Annotated in this window: 16 protein-coding genes and 1 tRNA gene; 11 read left to right on the top strand and 6 right to left on the bottom strand. The window is 54.5% G+C overall.

Features of this window, described 5'->3' with window-relative positions; genetic code table 11:
- Window positions 1-26 precede the first annotated feature (26 nt).
- Both BN4275_RS15830 and BN4275_RS15825 read left to right on the top strand, forming a co-directional pair.
- Window positions 27-1,997, top strand: coding sequence for a PASTA domain-containing protein (locus tag BN4275_RS15830; protein ID WP_066459993.1), 1,971 nt, complete (start codon window positions 27-29; stop codon window positions 1,995-1,997).
- A gap of 46 nt (window positions 1,998-2,043) precedes the next feature.
- The gene (locus BN4275_RS15825; RefSeq protein ID WP_066459992.1) at window positions 2,044-2,859 is read left to right on the top strand and encodes a sugar phosphate isomerase/epimerase family protein; all 816 of its coding nucleotides are present in this window, start codon (window positions 2,044-2,046) and stop codon (window positions 2,857-2,859) included.
- A gap of 38 nt (window positions 2,860-2,897) precedes the next feature.
- Here BN4275_RS15825 and BN4275_RS15820 read toward each other — a convergent pair whose 3' ends face one another.
- Complete coding sequence (locus tag BN4275_RS15820; protein ID WP_066459991.1) at window positions 2,898-3,890, bottom strand: ATP-binding protein; 993 nt, start codon at window positions 3,888-3,890, stop codon at window positions 2,898-2,900.
- A gap of 20 nt (window positions 3,891-3,910) precedes the next feature.
- On the bottom strand, window positions 3,911-4,930 hold the full coding sequence (locus tag BN4275_RS15815) for a DnaD domain protein (protein ID WP_066459990.1): 1,020 nt from the start codon (window positions 4,928-4,930) through the stop codon (window positions 3,911-3,913).
- Between the two features lie 147 nt (window positions 4,931-5,077).
- Here BN4275_RS15815 and BN4275_RS15810 point away from each other — a divergent pair, with 147 nt between their 5' ends.
- Genes BN4275_RS15810 through BN4275_RS15795 form a run of 4 tightly spaced genes read left to right on the top strand, consistent with a single transcriptional unit; the run spans window position 5,078 to window position 7,992 of the window.
- Window positions 5,078-5,908, top strand: coding sequence for a PHP domain-containing protein (locus BN4275_RS15810; RefSeq protein WP_066459989.1), 831 nt, complete (start codon window positions 5,078-5,080; stop codon window positions 5,906-5,908).
- 39 nt (window positions 5,909-5,947) lie between these two features.
- A complete protein-coding gene (locus tag BN4275_RS15805) occupies window positions 5,948-7,132 on the top strand; it encodes an NAD(P)-dependent malic enzyme (RefSeq protein WP_066459988.1) in 1,185 nt (394 codons plus the stop codon).
- 15 nt (window positions 7,133-7,147) lie between these two features.
- Window positions 7,148-7,396 carry a TIGR03905 family TSCPD domain-containing protein gene (locus BN4275_RS15800; RefSeq protein ID WP_118478347.1) on the top strand — a complete coding sequence of 83 codons (249 nt, stop codon included), beginning with the start codon at window positions 7,148-7,150 and terminating at the stop codon, window positions 7,394-7,396.
- 35 nt (window positions 7,397-7,431) lie between these two features.
- Complete coding sequence (locus BN4275_RS15795) at window positions 7,432-7,992, top strand: hypothetical protein (protein ID WP_066459987.1); 561 nt, start codon at window positions 7,432-7,434, stop codon at window positions 7,990-7,992.
- 41 nt (window positions 7,993-8,033) lie between these two features.
- Here BN4275_RS15795 and BN4275_RS15790 read toward each other — a convergent pair whose 3' ends face one another.
- Window positions 8,034-8,753 carry a TVP38/TMEM64 family protein gene (locus tag BN4275_RS15790; RefSeq protein WP_066459986.1) on the bottom strand — a complete coding sequence of 240 codons (720 nt, stop codon included), beginning with the start codon at window positions 8,751-8,753 and terminating at the stop codon, window positions 8,034-8,036.
- 147 nt (window positions 8,754-8,900) lie between these two features.
- On the opposite strand from BN4275_RS15790, the gene BN4275_RS15785 reads away from it, so the two are divergent.
- From BN4275_RS15785 to BN4275_RS15765, 5 genes are all read left to right on the top strand, one after another.
- Window positions 8,901-9,506 (top strand): DUF4364 family protein, encoded by a 606-nt coding sequence (locus BN4275_RS15785; protein WP_066459985.1) that lies wholly within the window; start codon window positions 8,901-8,903, stop codon window positions 9,504-9,506.
- A 100-nt stretch (window positions 9,507-9,606) separates the two neighbouring features.
- A complete protein-coding gene (locus BN4275_RS15780; protein ID WP_066459984.1) occupies window positions 9,607-9,999 on the top strand; it encodes a hypothetical protein in 393 nt (130 codons plus the stop codon).
- Between the two features lie 79 nt (window positions 10,000-10,078).
- Window positions 10,079-10,276, top strand: a complete 198-nt coding sequence (locus tag BN4275_RS17600; protein ID WP_066459983.1) for a hypothetical protein — start codon at window positions 10,079-10,081, stop codon at window positions 10,274-10,276.
- A gap of 127 nt (window positions 10,277-10,403) precedes the next feature.
- Window positions 10,404-10,496: transfer RNA gene (locus BN4275_RS15770), tRNA-Ser, on the top strand.
- A 317-nt stretch (window positions 10,497-10,813) separates the two neighbouring features.
- Window positions 10,814-12,256 carry a TrkH family potassium uptake protein gene (locus BN4275_RS15765; RefSeq protein ID WP_066459982.1) on the top strand — a complete coding sequence of 481 codons (1,443 nt, stop codon included), beginning with the start codon at window positions 10,814-10,816 and terminating at the stop codon, window positions 12,254-12,256.
- 67 nt (window positions 12,257-12,323) lie between these two features.
- Here BN4275_RS15765 and BN4275_RS15760 read toward each other — a convergent pair whose 3' ends face one another.
- The 3 genes from BN4275_RS15760 to BN4275_RS15750 form a co-directional block, all read right to left on the bottom strand.
- Entirely contained in the window at window positions 12,324-13,670 is a 1,347-nt protein-coding gene (locus tag BN4275_RS15760; RefSeq protein WP_066459981.1) for an MATE family efflux transporter, read from the bottom strand.
- A 210-nt stretch (window positions 13,671-13,880) separates the two neighbouring features.
- On the bottom strand, window positions 13,881-15,788 hold the full coding sequence (htpG, locus tag BN4275_RS15755) for a molecular chaperone HtpG (protein WP_066459980.1): 1,908 nt from the start codon (window positions 15,786-15,788) through the stop codon (window positions 13,881-13,883).
- A gap of 181 nt (window positions 15,789-15,969) precedes the next feature.
- A complete protein-coding gene (locus BN4275_RS15750; RefSeq protein ID WP_066459979.1) occupies window positions 15,970-16,644 on the bottom strand; it encodes a V-type ATP synthase subunit D in 675 nt (224 codons plus the stop codon).
- Window positions 16,645-16,679: the final 35 nt, after the last annotated feature.

The raw sequence follows: 16,679 nt of genomic DNA, 5'->3' as shown, positions 1-16,679 counted from the left end.
CAAACCGATTGGAGTGTTGTGCCAGTATGGCAGTCAATGAACACAAGCTTTGTATGGGCTGTATGTCCCCGCTTTTTGAGGAGGGGGAGCCCTGCCGCGCCTGCGGTTATGACGGCGCGGCGGAACCAGACCTGAATTATCTTCCGCCGCGGTCCCGTATTGGCGGCGGGAGATACCTTGTGGGAAAACGTTATGCCAGCGACCCGGAAGGCGTATGGTATGTCGGATATGACTGCGAGGAGGAGATGCGGGTCTGGCTGCGCGAATATGCGCCGCACAGCATCACCCGCCGTGACCATGAGACCTTTGCGGTACAGCCGCTCGCCAGTTCGGAGGCGCAGTACAAGGCGCTGATGTCCGATTTTGAGGATTTGTGCCGTTCGGTGATGAATCTTTCACCCGGTGAAAAGGTCACGCCGCTCATCGATCTGTGCTATGAGAACAACACCATCTACGCGGTCTACCGCTATATCAAGACCATCACCCTCGAATCTTTCCTGGAGCGCAGCGGCGGAAAGCTCAGCTGGCGGCATACGAAAAAGCTGCTGATGCCGCTCTACCATACGGTGGAAAACGTCCATAAAGCGGGGCTCATTCATCGCGGCCTCTCCCCAAAGACCATCCAGCTCGACCAGTCGGGCGCGCTGTGGCTCAGCTGTTTTTCAGTGGCGGCCGCGCGCACCAACAAAAGCGAGCTCGGCGCACAGCTCTTTGCGGGTTACTCCGCGCCGGAGCAGTATTCGCTGAACAGCTGGCAGGGCACTTGGACCGACGTCTATGCGCTCGGCGCGATCACCTATCGCACGTTGACCGGCGAGATTCCGCCCGCTGCGATTGACCGCATCTATGGGGATGACCTGCTCGACAGCCAGGTGATCGGCCCGCAGATGACCGAGAGCGCTGTCAACGCGATCAACCATGCGCTGGCGGTCGAGATTGAGGACCGCACCCAGACGGCAGAAGCATTTATCGCGGAGCTGCTCGCGACCGACGGCTCAAATACGGCGGTGTATACGGCGCCGGTTCCGCGCAGAAGCTACGAAACGCCGGAGGACAGCCTTTACCGGCAGGAGCTGCGTCAGACGGTGGCCGAACAGGAACGCCGGGCGAATCTCCCGCCGCATACCGACGGCCGGTTTGCCACAAGCATTGACCTGGTGCCGCCGAAGCCGCCCGTAAATTCCAGGCAGGTCCGCGGCGGCGCGGGCGCGGTGGGGCCGGTGGATGAACGAAAGACAGTGAAGCGCCGCAGACGGCAGAAAAAGTCGCATCCGGTGCTGGCGTGGCTTTTGTCCGCGCTGGTTGCGACCGCCGCGCTTGCCGGTGCGATGTATTACATCTCCACGACCTATCTTGGCGACCTGCTCACGCCGGGCAGCTCACAGAGCTCCTCCAGCCAGAACGCCTCCGCCATGGCGGGCGTGGACTTCTCGGAGGATGAGGAAATCGATGAAACCGTCGTACCAAAATTTGTGGGCATCACAGCGGACACAATCGACTACAATAAGGTGCCGATTGAAATAGAAGAAAAATTTAATGACGATTATGAACGGGGCGTTGTGTTCGAGCAGCAGCCGGTGGAAGGCACGCCGCTCGACGATATCTCAAAGATCACCCTGTTCGTTTCCAAGGGTGTAGAAAAGGTCGAGATGCCCGAGGTGGTCGATCTGACGGTCGAGGAGGCAATGGGCCTGTTGCAGGGACTTGGGATCAACTATGACGTGATTGATGTCTTCAACAAGGATTACGAGCCGGGCATCGTGGCCCGGACCGATACCGAACCGGGCACCGAGCTTGATAAGAATAAGAGCCGGGTGATCCTTTATACCCGGATGATGCCGGAATCGAGTGAAGAAGACGAGGAAGATGAGGATGAAGAAGAATCCTCATCCAAAAAATCCTCCAAGAAATCTTCCTCCTCTAAAAAATCTTCCTCTTCCAAGAAATCCAGCTCCTCGAAGAGCTCTTCGAGCAGGCTTATCAATTCCAAGGATTAAGAAACCGAGAAATAATGGCCGGAATCGGCAGATGGGTGGTATGACGATGAAAATCGCTTTTTCGACTTTGGGATGCCCAGGCTGGTCGTGGGATGAAATTTTCGCCACGGCAAAGGACCTCGGGCTGGACGGGATCGAGGTTCGCGGCATCGAAAACCAGATGTACGCGCCGAAGATCAAGGCGTTTGGGGCGGAGAACGCGCGGATGACGATGGAGCGGCTCAAAAAGGCCGGCATGGAAATCCCAATGCTCACCTCGGGCGCCTGCCTGGGCGCGCCGGGCGACACGGAATGCTTTGTGCAGGAGGCGAAGGATTATATCGACCTGGCGGCGCGGCTTTCGGTGCCGTTTGTGCGGGTGATGATTTCTAGCTACCCCGACCCGCGCCCGGAGGACAATGTTTTGCAGGCGAAGGGCCTCTATGACAAGCTCTGCTCCTATGCCAAGGGGACCGGTGTTTCGGTGCTGATTGAAACGAGCGGCTCGCTTGCCGACAGTAAATCGCTGCGGAATTTTATGAACGGCACCGACCCCGAGACGGCGGGCGTGTTGTGGGATTTGCATCATCCGTTCCGTTTTTATCATGAAAATCCGGCCGAGACTTATGCGAATATCGGCCAATGGGTCAAGTATATGCACGTCAAAGATTCGGTTATCCAAAATGGACAGGTGGCCTATCGGATGATGGGCTACGGCGACGTGCCGGTTTTCGACGCGCTGCGGCTGCTTGAGGACAACGGCTATCAGGGCTATGTCACGCTCGAATGGGTCAAACGCTGGTGTCCTGACCTGCAGGAGCCGGGTATTGTGTTCGCGCACTTCGCAAATTATATGACCTTCCTCAAAAACCAGCTCAAATAAAAAAGGCCGCGCATTCGGTGGAATGCGCGGCCTTTGGTCTACTTTGCACAAGCGAAACGTTTGATCATCCGGATGTCCTCGCCGTAAAATTGGAGCGGCCGGTAAGCACAGAGCAGCCGGGAAAGGATCCGGTCGCCGTAGCGTTCGCGCAGGCCATTTTCGTCGAGATTGGTACTGATGACGCAGGGACGGTTTTCAATGATCCGAGAGTTGATAAGGTTATAGAGCGCGGCCACCGTGAAGGCTGTGGAAAATTCCGCGCCGAGGTCGTCGATGATGAGCAGGTCGCAGGAAAGCGCCATCTGCTGATAATCCTCGGTGATATCCCGGCTGAACTGCTGCTGGGAAAGCCTGTCGAGCAGCCGTTGGGAAGAGGTGTAGACCACGCCGAAACCCCGGTTTGTCACCTCGCCGGCGATGGCGAGCGAAAGATGGGTTTTGCCAAGCCCGGTGCCGCCGCAAAGCAGCAGGCTGTCGCTGCGCGGGGTAAAGTTGCGGGCATAGGCGCGGCAGGCGTTCAGTACCTTGTCCATCGCGCGGCGCGGAACGATTCCATAAGGACCGCTGGGTTCGTCCGGGTAGTAACTGAGGCTGAAATTTTCAAAACGGCAGTCGGAGGCGCCGCTGACCGTATCGCTGAGCTTGCCGTAAGCGAGCTGGCGCAGAAGCTTTGCCAAACAGGCGCATCGATCCTGTCCGACATAACCGGTATCGCCGCAGTCCGGGCAGACGTAGTGTACCGCCAGAAAGTCCTCCGGCAGCCCCGCGTCCCGCAGAATCTGCGCGCGCTCCTTTTGCAGTGCGAGATTCTGTTGCTTGAGCCGTTCGATTTGTTCCTGCGCGCCGCCGCCCGCGAGCGCCGCTTGCGCAGCCGCGATGCCGGTGCGTGCGAGCATCCGTTCGATTTCCGAAAGGCGCGGCAGCTCGCGGTAAAGCTCCGTGCGGCGCTGTTCGGCGCGCATTTGCGCTTTCTGCCTGCGTTCATCCAGGATCTGGCGCGCCTGGCTGTAGATTTCCTTTGCGTATCCCATTGTTTCCTCCAGGGCTGTGGCTAGCCTTCGGTCTGGCCGTGCAGCAGCCGGTGTATTTTATCCATGTCAAGCGAGCTGTCGCCGGTCTGTGCGGATTTGTTCTGTTTTTGTTTGGCGGGATTTCCCGCCGACAGATCGTCGAGCGCGGCCTTGACGGAAACGATGCCTTTTTGCTTCCAGGATTGAATAATCCGGTCAGCGTAGGCGAACGAAACCTTGCCGGTGTTTTCAGCGGCGCGTTCGCAGGCGAGGCAGATGAGTTTTTCATCGAGCCCAAGCAAAAACCAGCTGCCGACGAACTCCCGTTCCCGCGGGGTAAGCCCGCGGCTGTGAAGACCGAACGCTTTTACGACTTTCGATTCATTTTCGTTGTGCTGCATCAGCCGCAGGATTTCCTGCTCGACCTTTTCATGCGTGTCGATGCCCCGTTCGAGCCAGGAAGCAGCGGTTTTCTCAACGTAATTCATGCTTTTATGGCCGGTGGAAACGCAGTATTGCAGCAACATCAGCGTGACATCGCAGCGCATCCCGTAATAGGTGGAAAGCGCGATCAGAATTTCACTTTCCACCGGTGTGAGCGGCGCGCCAAGGATGCTCTGCGCCTCCCGCAGCAGTTGGGAGAGGGAAGGGTCAGCGTTTGCCATTTCGACGATGTCCTCCCGCGCGATTTTGGGCCGCGCGGATATGGTGACGATCCTCTGTCCGGTGGGGGCATGTTCCTCCCGCACTGCCGCAGCCGCGGCGGAGGGAGCAGCCGCGGCAGGTTCCGCCATACGGGCGGGCGCGGCAACAGGCGGCGCATCCGTCCGGCGGACGATGCCGGTCTCGACCCAGTAGCCAAGCGCGTCGGAAATGTCGGCGGGGGAGATATTGAGCTGTTCGGAAAGCCAGGAAGCGTCGACCGGGATCCCCCCGTGGCGCAGCATGACCAGCAGGATTTTTAGGGAAAGCGGGGAACACATCTTGATATGCTCGTCCACAACCGCGGCCGGGACGGCAAAAACAGAGGACCAGATCCCCGCGTCAATACAATAAGACATAGCAGACTCCATTTCCAGGAAAAATAGTTTTTCAACCTGTCTCAGTATAGCATATCCGCGCAGCAAATTCAAAATATAAGTTGCGCATGATGTATAAAACGTTGTATAATATATTATTAGAATTTTTATTATGGGAGGCGTAGAAGAATGATCGGAGATTTACATTGTCATTCACGGTTTTCAGACGGCTCTATGGGCATAGATGATCTGATCTTCTACGCCAAAAGGGCGGGGCTCGATTTTATTGCGCTGACCGACCACGATACCCTGTCCGGCAACAACCGCGCGGAACAGCTGGGAAAACGGTTTGGCATCGGGGTGATCCCGGGCGTGGAAATTTCCGCCTTTGATCGGAGCCGCGGCCGCAAGGTGCATCTTCTCTGCTATCAGCCCAAAACCCCGGACCGGCTAGAAGGTTTGCTGAAACGCACACTGGAAAACCGCGACAAATGCGTGCGTGAGAGCATGCGCAAGGTGATGCAGCTTTTCCCTGTGACCGAGGAGCACATCCTGCGCAACGCGAAAGGTTCCGCGTCGCTTTATTACGCGCACATTATGAATGCGCTGATCGACCTCGGCTACACCAATGAGATTTACGGAAAGCTTTTCAAAGAGCTGCTTGGCCCGCAGGGAAGCTGTTATGTGCGTCATGAATATCCCGACGTGTGGGAAGCTGCAAAACTCATCCGCAGCGCGGGCGGGATCTGCGTGGTGGCGCATCCGTCCTCCTACCGTTCGATCGAGCTTGCCGGGGAGCTTGCGCGGGAGGGCCTGTGCGACGGCCTGGAGCGGTTCCACCCGAACAACCGTCCGGAGGACGATGCCGCGCTCGACGCGCTCATTGAAACCTATCACCTGATCCCAACCGGCGGCACCGATTTCCATGGGGGCTTTACCTCGCGCCCAAACCCCATCGGCACCTGCCTGACCGAAAAAAATTCGCTCGAACGGATTTTTAAGCTGTCCAAGAGCCGTTAGCACGGCTGCAACATAGATTATGATGACGGAGGCTTTCTAATGGATCTGAAAGAAAAAGCGCTGCAAAAGCATTACGAATGGCAGGGGAAGATCGAAGTGGTTTCCCGCGCCCCGCTCAATACAAGGGAGGATCTTTCGCTGGCGTACACGCCGGGCGTTGCTCAGGCGAGCCTGGCGGTCGCGGAGGATGAGGACCTTTCCTACACACTCACCCGCCGCGGCAATATGGTGGCGGTCATCACCGACGGCACCGCCGTGCTTGGACTGGGTGATATTGGACCGGCGGCAGCCATGCCGGTTATGGAGGGAAAGTGCGCCCTGTTTAAGGCGTTTGCGGATGTGGATGCGTTCCCGATCTGTATCAACAGCAAAGATGTGGATACCATTGTAAACACCGTCAAGCTCATTGAGAAGAGCTTCGGCGGCATTAACTTGGAGGATATCGGCGCGCCGCGCTGCTTTGAGGTCGAACGCCGGCTCAAGGAGGAGTGTGACATCCCGGTATTCCATGACGATCAGCATGGCACGGCCATCATTGCGAGCGCCGCGATCATTAATGCGATCAAGGTCACCGGACGCGAGATGGGGAAACTGAAAATCGTTGTAAACGGCGCTGGCGCGGCTGGAATTTCCATTGCGAAGCTGCTTCTTAAAATGGGCTTTGGCGAGGTCACCATGTGCGATATCGGCGGCATCATCTATGAGGGCGCGGACTGGCTGACCGGTCCGCAGGCGGAAATGGCCAAGGTTACCAATCCCGCCAAACAGCAGGGTAAGCTGGCGGATGCGCTGGTTGGCGCGGATTTGTTTATCGGCGTTTCCCGTCCGGGCCTTGTGACCCGGGAGATGGTCGCCACCATGGCGAAGGACCCGATTATCTTTGCGATGGCCAATCCCACGCCAGAGATCATGCCGGACGAAGCAAAGGCCGGTGGAGCGGCTGTGGTTGGGACCGGACGAAGCGACTTCCCGAACCAGATCAACAATGTGCTCGCCTTTCCGGGCATCTTTAAGGGGGCCTTGGCGGTACGCGCGCGCGGCATCACCGAGGAGATGAAGGTTGCGGCCGCCAAGGCGATCGCCGCGATGGTTTCGGAAAGCGAGCTTTGCGCGGACTTTATCCTTCCGGACCCGCTCAACAAAAAGGTGGCCGATGCGGTTGCCAAAGCCGTGGCGGATGAAGCGGTGCGCACCGGGACCGCGCGCGTCAATCTGAAGAAGTAAAGGGAGAATCATCAGTTGGAAATCCATTACAAAACGAAAGGCGTCTGTTCACGGGAAATGAATATCGATGTGGAGGACGGCATTATCAGGGACATAGAAATCATCGGAGGCTGCAACGGAAATCTGCAGGGAATCTGCGCGCTGGTCAAGGGCCAGAAAGCGAAGGACGTGATTGAACTGTTAAAGGGCATCAAATGCGGGGGGAAAAGCACCTCTTGCCCGGATCAGCTTTCGATCGCGCTCACGCAGGCAATCGATCCCTGAATGGGGAATATCCGCCGGAAAGGAGGGAAAGACCGATGCCGGTATTTGACGACAGTGATATGAAGATTGTGCCGGACGACCCGTCCGAAGTGTTTGACACCGGGGAAGGCGCGGCCAACGCGTTCGCGCGGGAGAAGGCCAACGGGAATATGGAAAAGGCGAAATGTCTCGGGCAGGACTTCGCCGCCGAGATTACCGCGGGAGAAAAGGGGATCGTCTGGTTTGGCTGCGGGGAATATGACGACGAACTGACGATCGCGCAGCGGCAGGTGATGTTTGCCTATATTATAAACAAGGTCATCGAAGACATGGCACCCAATTCAATTGTGGCGCAGTCGGCGCTTTCCTCGTTTTATGAAACGGTGCAGTCGGCGCTTCCAGAGGTCTATGAGCGGATCACTGACTCGGCGGCCTTTTCAATGTATATCCTTTCGGACCGTGCCGCTCCGGACGATCCCTGTGCCATCGGACGGGTGTTCGCGCGGCTGTGCGGACATGGGAAAGAGGCTCTGTTTGAACGGTATGGATGTGAGCTGGCGGAATATTTTACGATGTATTGTACCCAGCTGCTCCTGCGGATTCATCTGATCCGCTAAAGTATGTACCCCAGAATGAACGTAAAAAGGGCCTGATTTGCTCAGGCCCTTTTTTTTCTGCTGTGGCGGTGCAGGGATTCCATGATTTTCTTTTTATAAAAAATGCCGAAGAAACCGATGGCAGCGGTGAGCAGGAAGGCAACCAGTGCGAGCTTCCAGTTGCCGCGGCTGACTGTTGCGCCCATCATGGTGGAAGTGATAATAGAAGGGATGCGTGCGAAGGTGGAGATGAATAGAAAATCAGCGGCTTTGATCCGGCTGACTCCGGCGAGATAGGTGAGCATGTCCTTTGGAGTGCCGGGTATGAGGAACAGGACAAAGGTGACAGCCTCGACTTTTTCGGTATTGCTCAGGAAATCAAACTCTTTGAGCTTGTCCTCTCCGAAAAGGCGGCGGATCAGCTTGTAGCCGAATCTGCGCACGGAAAAAAAGATGGTGGAAGAGGCCAGCAGCACGCCAAGCAGGCAGGTGGCAAGCCCGCCCCAGGTGCCATAGAGCACACCAGCAAGCAGTTCGACCGGTTCGCCAGGGATAAAAGCGACAATGATTTGCAGTATCTGGATGCATAGCGTAAAAAGCCAGCCGGCCATACCAAGCGAATGGATCCATTCCTGAAGCGCCTGCTGCGCGGCCGGATCTGATAGCTGTCTGAACCAGGGCATGAGCAGGAGTGTGCAGCCGCCGATCAAAAGGAAGCCGATACCGAATGCCAGCCCGAGCAAAAAAAATTGTTTTTTATTTTGTGAGGATTGATCTTTCATGTACATCTCTCTTTTGCTGATTTCATTTATACTATAGCATATTTTGGGCGGGATAGAGCCTGTTTTGAGCGAATATTTTAGGTTTTGCATTTTTTTCAGGAATCATGTAGAATAGAACTGGTAAATGTTTGGCATGGAGGTGGAAGCATGTATGACGTGTTTCGCGCGGGCGTTGAACCAGGCGGTTTGACAGCCGATTATGAAATAAAGATCCTGATCTGTTACATCCTGAAAAAGCTTGAGAAACCGATGCCGGTTTCCGCTTTGATTGAGGTTTTTGTGGCGGAAGGAATCGGGAATTATTTTGAGGTGGCCAGCGCCGCATCCGGACTTGTTCGAAGCGGACATATTGAAATCGTCTGCGCGGCGGAAGGGGAAAAATGCTATCAGGCCGCCAATCTGGGCGTGCGCACCGCGGAGATGTTTGAAAAGAATCTCCCGCTGAGTGTGCGGGAGAAATCCGTGCAGGCAGCGCAGCGTCATCTGCTCATGAAAGAACGGCGGGCGCATAATAAAACTGCTGTCCAAAAAGTGGAGGACGGATATCTTTTGACGCTGACGATCACCGATGTGGGCAGCGACCTGCTTTCCGTGACCATCCTGCTGCCTGATGAGGCGTGCTGCGGACAGGTGCAGGAACGTTTTCTGGAGGACCCAGTGGTGGTTTACAAAGGGATTGTGGCGCTGCTTACGGGCAGTTTTGAGAATATGGGTGCCCTTGTGGACGGCGAAAACAGGCCGCAAAAGGGGTAAAACTTGACAGAATCCTGAAAATCCGATACAATTAAGTTCTACGTAAAATCTGTATATTATCCGGATTTACGTGTGATTTGAATGGATTGGAGGGTTGTGTTTGCTAAAGAAGGTAATGCTGTACCTGATGATGCTGGAAACAGCCGTAAAGTTTCTGGCGCTGACATTTTTGTTTTCGACAGATTTTGAACGCCTTCCGGTTGCCGTTTATGTGTCAGCTGGAGTGACCGTTGCGGTCGGTATCATTTTAATCTGTAAAAATATTATCAAGTCTGTTACCAAGAAAGAATTGGCTGTCTATTATGGAACGATCTTGTGCTCAATTATCTTCAACTTGATCTATATGAAAGTATTCAGCCGCGCCGAGGTCAGTATGTTGGAGCTCGCGGTCATCGGAACCGTGATGGATATCCTGGTTGCCGCGGTCCTGGTTATTCTGACAATACGGGAAAGCAAATACGTCCGTGTGCATGTAAATTCAGAACATTCTTAAAACAAAAGCCCGCTTCAGCGGGCTTTTTTCATGGATAATCAACGTGTTTTTCTACATACTATCCGTGAGGTGATTTACATTGGAAAATTACGTGAACGGTCCGCAGATGCCGATGGGGCTTGGAATGGCCCTGGTCGAGAATATGCAGGCGATGCAGTATTTTGCAGCCCTTCCCGATCAGAAAAAGCAGGCGGTTATTGACCATACGCATCAGATCCAATCCAAACAGGAGATGCGTCAATTCGTCCAGGAGCTGCCGTCCGGCAGGCTGTTCTAAAGCCTGCCGGGAGTTTTGGCAATGGAAGCGCTGGGAATATTTTGGCAGAAAAAATTGAAAAAAGACTTGATTTTTATCTTCCAGTGTTATATAATAACATGGTGTCAAGAAACAGACAACAAAATATGGAGATGTCGCCTAGCTTGGTCGAGGGCGCACGACTGGAAATCGTGTAGGGGTCAAAAGCTCCTCGAGAGTTCGAATCTCTCCATCTCCGCCAAAACAGTCTCTGAGGATAACGCCTTGGAGACTGTTTTTTTGTTATGAAGAAAAGCGGCCGGCAGCCGGCAATTGTGATTTAAACCGTACTTATCAAAAATAGAAAACTATGCGGCAAGCGAGGATACAGATCCCTCCAAAACCCGCATTTTAAACCGGGCTGATGGCATCTTTATGCACAATCTTAATAAGCTGTGAGCATAAACGCTGTTGTTTCATCTTTATTTCAGGGCTTGTTTTAGGCGTCTCTTTGTGTTAATATTTCGTTAAGATTCCATTAGGGAATCGGGGGAAAAGGACGATGGGGGAAAACAAAGTATGAACTTCCGGATGATTTATTATCTGATTGGAAATATCCTGCGGCTGGAAGCCGCATTTATGCTGCCGGCGTTGGCCATATCGTTTGCGCACCATGAAAAGGCCTCCTTCTGGGCTTTTTTTGGGTCTGTGGTGTTTTTGCTTGCAATCAGCCTGCCCGCGCGCAAACCGCAAAAAACGGCCTTTTATGCCCAGGAGGGCTTTTTGGTGGTTGGGTTGGCGTGGATTGTAATTTCTCTGCTGGGTTCGCTGCCGTTTTATCTGAGCGGAGCCATTCCGGGGCTGGCCAACTGTATTTTTGAAGGGATCAGTGGTTTCAGCACCACTGGGGCCAGCATTCTCCAAGATATTGAATCGCTTCCAATGGGGATTCTGTACTGGAGAAGCTTTTCGCATTGGCTGGGCGGCGTGGGGGTGCTGATCTTTGTGCTAGCGATTCTCCCGATGGCCAAGGGATCCGGTCATTCGATGCATCTGCTGCGGGCGGAAGGCCCCGGCCCGCGCGCGCATAAAATTTTACCGCGGATGCATGAGAGCGCTAAAAAAATTTATGGGATCTATATCTTTTTCACCCTTCTTTTGATGGTGCTGCTGCTGGTGGGCGGCATGCCCGTGTTCGATGCGGTAACGACGGCTTTCAGTACGGCGGGCACCGGCGGATTCCACATTAAAAACGACAGTATGATCTCATACAGCCCGTTCCTGCAGGGCACGGTGACATTTTTTATGGCTTTGTTCGGGGTTAATTTTTACGTGCTGCATCTTATTTTGCTGCGCCAATTCTCGAAAGCATTCGCCAATGAAGAATTCCGGGTATATCTGCTGGTATTGCTCAGCGCAACGATGATTATTTCCGCCAATGTCCTCTATCATCAGGGCGGAAATCTGTTGAATACCCTTCATCATGTCGCGTTCCAGGTGGCTTCGGTCATCACAGGCACCGGATTTGCAACGCTGGATTATAATTATTGGCCCGAGCTTTCCAAGTGGATTCTGGTGGTGCTGATGATGCTGGGAGCTTCGGCGGGCTCCACTTGCTGCGGAATCAAGATTTCCCGTGCGGTGATCTTTTCCAAAGCAGCCGGATGCGGTATCAGCAAGATGCTCCGGCCGCGGCTGGTGCGGCTGGTGCGGATGGATGGGGAAGTGGTCGACGATCAGGTGGTCAACGGTGTTTTCACCTTTTTGACCTATTACGCGCTCATCACGATTCTTTCAGTCGTCCTTGTATCGCTGGACAATTTCTCTTTCGAAACGACGGTTACCGCGGTGCTGGCCTGCTTTAACAATGTGGGGCCAGGGCTGGGAATGGTTGGCCCGGTTGGGAATTATCACGCTTTTTCAGATTTCAGTAAGCTGGTGCTCAGCGCGGATATGCTGATTGGAAGGCTGGAGATCTTCCCGATGCTGATGTTGTTCATGCCATCCGCTTGGAAGCGCTGAGACGTCTTACATAAAAGAAAAAAGGCCGGCGCCATTCTCAATGGAATGGCGCCGGCCTTTTGGAACCTCAGTCGATCAGATGCTTGGAACGCCATTTCCCGCTTCTCCAGCGCAGATACGAAACCAGAGCGCGGAAAACCTCGTCGCAGGTCATCGCGATCCAGATGCCAGGCAGTCCCCATCCGAGAACAATCCCGAGCAGATAGCCCCCGCCGACCGCGACGGTCCAGACAGTCGTGACATTGAGGCAGATGGGGAAGCGGATGTCGCCCGCGGTTTGCAATGCGCGAAACAGCACAATGTTTCCAGCGCGGCCGAGCTCCAGCAGGATCTCGATCCCCATGATCGTCTTGCACAGGTCGAGCACCTGCGGATCGTTGGTGAAGAGCCCAAAAAGCGGCTTGCAGAAAACCCACAACAGCAGCGAGACCAGAAAAGAAACGAGCATCGACCAACGAAGTGTGGAATTGACCCGCTTGTCGGTTTCCTCGGCCATGCGCGCGCCCATGAGGTAGCCCACGATGATTTGGGTCGCCTGCGCGATCGAGTTGACATAGAGGTAAGAGAGGGTCGCGAACATATTCGAGTAGACTCGGGCGGTAATCACGTAGATGGGCAGCGTGTTGCACATCGTCTGGATGACGATTTGGGTGAGGTTGTAGGAGACGCTTTCCCCGCCGGACGGAATGCCGATTTTGAGCAGCCGCCAGAGATGCTCCCACGGAAATGGCCGCAGGTGCCGCAGCGACATAGGCGTGCGGATCTGACGGCGGAAAAGCCACGCGATGACCATGACGCCGACCAGGCGGGAGAGGTCGCTCGAGACGGCCGCGCCCGCCACGCCGAGCATTGGGATGGGGCCCAGGCCGTTGATGAGAATGAAGTTACCAAGGATATTCAGAAGATTCATCACGATCGAGATGAACATCGTCTGGCGGGTGAGCCCGTGCGCCCGGAAGAAAGCCACGAAGGTGAGGTGAATCGCCTGCAGCGGCATGCCGAAGCCGATGATCCGCAGGTAGCCGCAGGCTTCGCGCATCAGCTCCTCCGGCACGCCCATGAGCCCGAAGATCTGCCGGGGAAACCCAATGAGAAAGAACGCGATCACCAGGGAAAAGAGCACATTCACGAGCATCGAGACGGTATAGGTCTGCGCGACCCGCTCGGTGCTGCCCGCGCCGAGGTATTGGGTGATCAGAATGGTGGCTGCCATACAGATCACTGAGAAGGAGATGATGAGCAGATTGGTGATGAGATTGGCGTTTCCGATGGCCGCGACCGCTGTGCCGGAGGTCTTTGCCACCATGATCTGGTCGACATTGCTGACCAGCATCTGTAAAACCAGCTCGACGAAGATCGGCCAGGTCAGCCCGACCAGATAGCCGCGCGAGTTGATCTTTTTAAAATCTTCCATAGAGAAGCTCCCATTCCGCATAATGATTTCATAAAGCATTATATGCTTTGCACAGTTTTTGTCAATGGGTTTTTCACATGTTATACAAGAAAATGCAGGGGCGCGGCGTGCACTCCTGCATTTTTAGCAAATATAACAGCGTCCACGCTTTGGGAAGCGCGGGCCGGGGCTAAACCCCGGCGATCCGCAATTGATGGAAAATTTTTAGTCTTAATGAGACATCAGGTCGCAGATGGCGTTCGAAAAAGCGACCGGGTCCTCGATCGGCATCCCTTCGATCAGCATCGCCTGATTATAAAGAAGCCCCGCATACTGCTTGAGTTTCTCTTCATTGCCGTCTTTGGAAAGCGCCTGTAGTGCCGCAAAGACCGGGTGCGCGGCGTTTACCTCCAAAATCCGCTGCGCCTTGACAGGAGCATTGTCCGGGGTGCTGTTTGGCATTGAATTGAGCACCTTTTCCATCTCGAGCGAAAGCGCGCCTTCACTTGAAATGCAGACAGGGTGGCTCTTGAGCTTTCCAGACAGGCGCACCGACGCAACCTTGCCGGAGAGCGCGGAAGAGAGCGTGTCAAGGAGTCCCTTGTTCTCTTCGCCAAGCTTCTTGAGCTCCTCCTTTTCCTCCTCGTTTTCAAGGCCGAGGTCGCTGTCCGAAACCGAACGAAACTCCTTGTCCTCAAATTTGAAGAGCATCTTGAGCGCGAACTCATCAATGTCGTCGGTCAGATAGAGGATTTCGCGTCCAGCGTCGCGGATGCGTTCGGTCTGCGGAAGAAGATCGATCTTTTCGATTGTTTCACCGCAGGCGTAATAGATGTATTTCTGATCCTCCGGCATCCGGCTGACGTATTCATGCAGGGTGACAGGCTTCTTCTCCTGTGAGGAGTAGAACATCAACAAATCCTGCAGAAGCTCCTTCTTTGCGCCGTAATCGCTGTAGACGCCATATTTGAGCTGCAAGCCAAAGTTTTTATAAAACGCTTCGTATTTGTCACGGTCGTTTTCAAGCATTGCGAGCAGTTCGGAGTGGATCTTCTTTTCGAGCCGCCCGGCGATGAGTTTAAGCTGCCGGTCGTGCTGAAGCATCTCACGGGAGATGTTGAGCGAAAGGTCCTGCGAATCGACCAGGCCTTTGACAAAGCTAAAGCAGTCGGGAAGCAAGTCGGCGCATTTGTCCATGATCAGGACGCCGGAAGCGTAGAGCTGCAGCCCCTTTTCATAATCGCGGCTGTAGTAATTAAACGGCGCGCGCGCCGGAATAAACAGCAGGGCGTTGTAGGTGGCGGAGCCTTCGGTGCTCGAGTGGATGACGCGCAGCGGGTCCTGGTAGTCGAAGAATTTCTCTTTGTAGAAATTGTTGTAATCCTCGTCGGTGACCTCGGATTTTTGCTTTTTCCAGATGGGAACCATGCTGTTGAGCGTTTCATTGACCGTATAGGTCTCATATTCCGGCTTTTCCTCAGGGCAGCCCTCCTTGAGACGGGAAGCTTCCATATCCATTTTGATGGGGTAGCGGATGTAGTCGGAATATTTTTTCACCAGAGCGGAGATCCGGTGGCTGTCGAGAAACTCGTCGTAGTTTTCCTCTTCGGAGTTTGGTTTGATGTGCAGGGTGATCACGGTGCCATGGTCCGGTTTTGCGCATTCCTCAATCGTGTAGCCCTCGACCCCGTGGCTTTCCCATTTCCAGGCTTCCTCCGAACCGAAGGCGCGGCTTTCGACCGTCACATCGTCCGAAACCATGAAAGCGGAATAGAAACCGACGCCGAACTGTCCGATGATGTCGACATCCTCCTTCTGTTCATTCTCCTGCTTAAAGGCGAGCGAACCGCTCTTGGCGATGGTGCCGAGGTTCTGCTCGAGCTCGTCTTTGGTCATGCCGCAGCCGTTGTCGGTGATGGTCAGCGTGCGTGCGTCCTTGTCGACCGCAAGGCTGATTGCGAAATCTCCGCGGGAAAGACCGGTCGCACCGTCCGAAAGCGAATGGTAATAGAGCTTGTCGATCGCGTCGCTGGCGTTGGAGATCAGCTCCCGCAGGAAAATCTCCTTGTGGGTGTAAATCGAGTTGATCATCAGGTCGAGCAAACGCTTCGATTCGGCCTTGAACTGTTTGGTTCTCATGATGAACAAGCATCCCTTTCAATCTGAAATAATGACAAACAAGAAGTTAGCACTCAAATATATCGAGTGCTAACTTAAATATACCCGATTCCTGCCAAAAAATCAAGTATAAATTGTGAACAAACCGAGAATGCGCAAAAAAAGGGCCGCCCGACGGGCGGCCCCAACAGTGGTATGGATTCTATTCGGACCAGCCTTGTTCGCGCTCCTTGTAGTGGTGCGCTTCCTGTAGCATCATGTCCTTGACCTTCATCAGGCGGATCTGAGTGGAACGCTCGTTCTCATCCAGCTTCATCGTGATGTACTTGATGTTCTCCTGTGTCTCCGGGATCATAACATGCTCGAGCGCGTTGACGCGACGGCGGGTCTTTTCGATCTCAGCCGCCATCAGCTGACAGGATTTTTCGCATTCGGCCAGCCGCAGCATGTCGGGCAGGACATCGGCCAAGGATTTGACCGCGTCGTCCAGATCGGAGGAGGTGAACGCAAAACCGTAGGAATAGATGTTGTTCGCGTCGGAGGAGCGGGTCTTATATTCGAACACGGGGATCTCAACGCTCATGACGTTCTTTTGGGAAGCCTCCAAAAAGACCTCCTGCATCGGAGCCATCAGGGCAACGTTGAGCACCTCGTCGTCCATCCCCGCGCGCGCAAGCACGAAGTTTTTATTTGCGGCGGCAATACCTGCCTCAACCTTTTCGCGCAGCGCTTTATTTTCCCGGACGAGATCCAAAAACTGCCGCATCAATTCGTCGCGCTTATCCTTGAGCAGCTTGTGGCCGCGGCGAGCGGTAGACAGCTTCTTTTTGAGGCGGGTCAGCTCCATACGCGTTGGATTTACATGGGTAGATGCCAAGGGTCAATCACCCCTTTCCCATAAATTGAATCGCG

Origin of the sequence: Anaerotruncus rubiinfantis (assembly GCF_900078395.1) — a bacterium.
Taxonomy (GTDB): domain Bacteria; phylum Bacillota; class Clostridia; order Oscillospirales; family Ruminococcaceae; genus Anaerotruncus; species Anaerotruncus rubiinfantis.
Note: the sequence above shows the minus strand (reverse complement) of the source record. Positions and strands in the feature narration are given on the sequence as shown.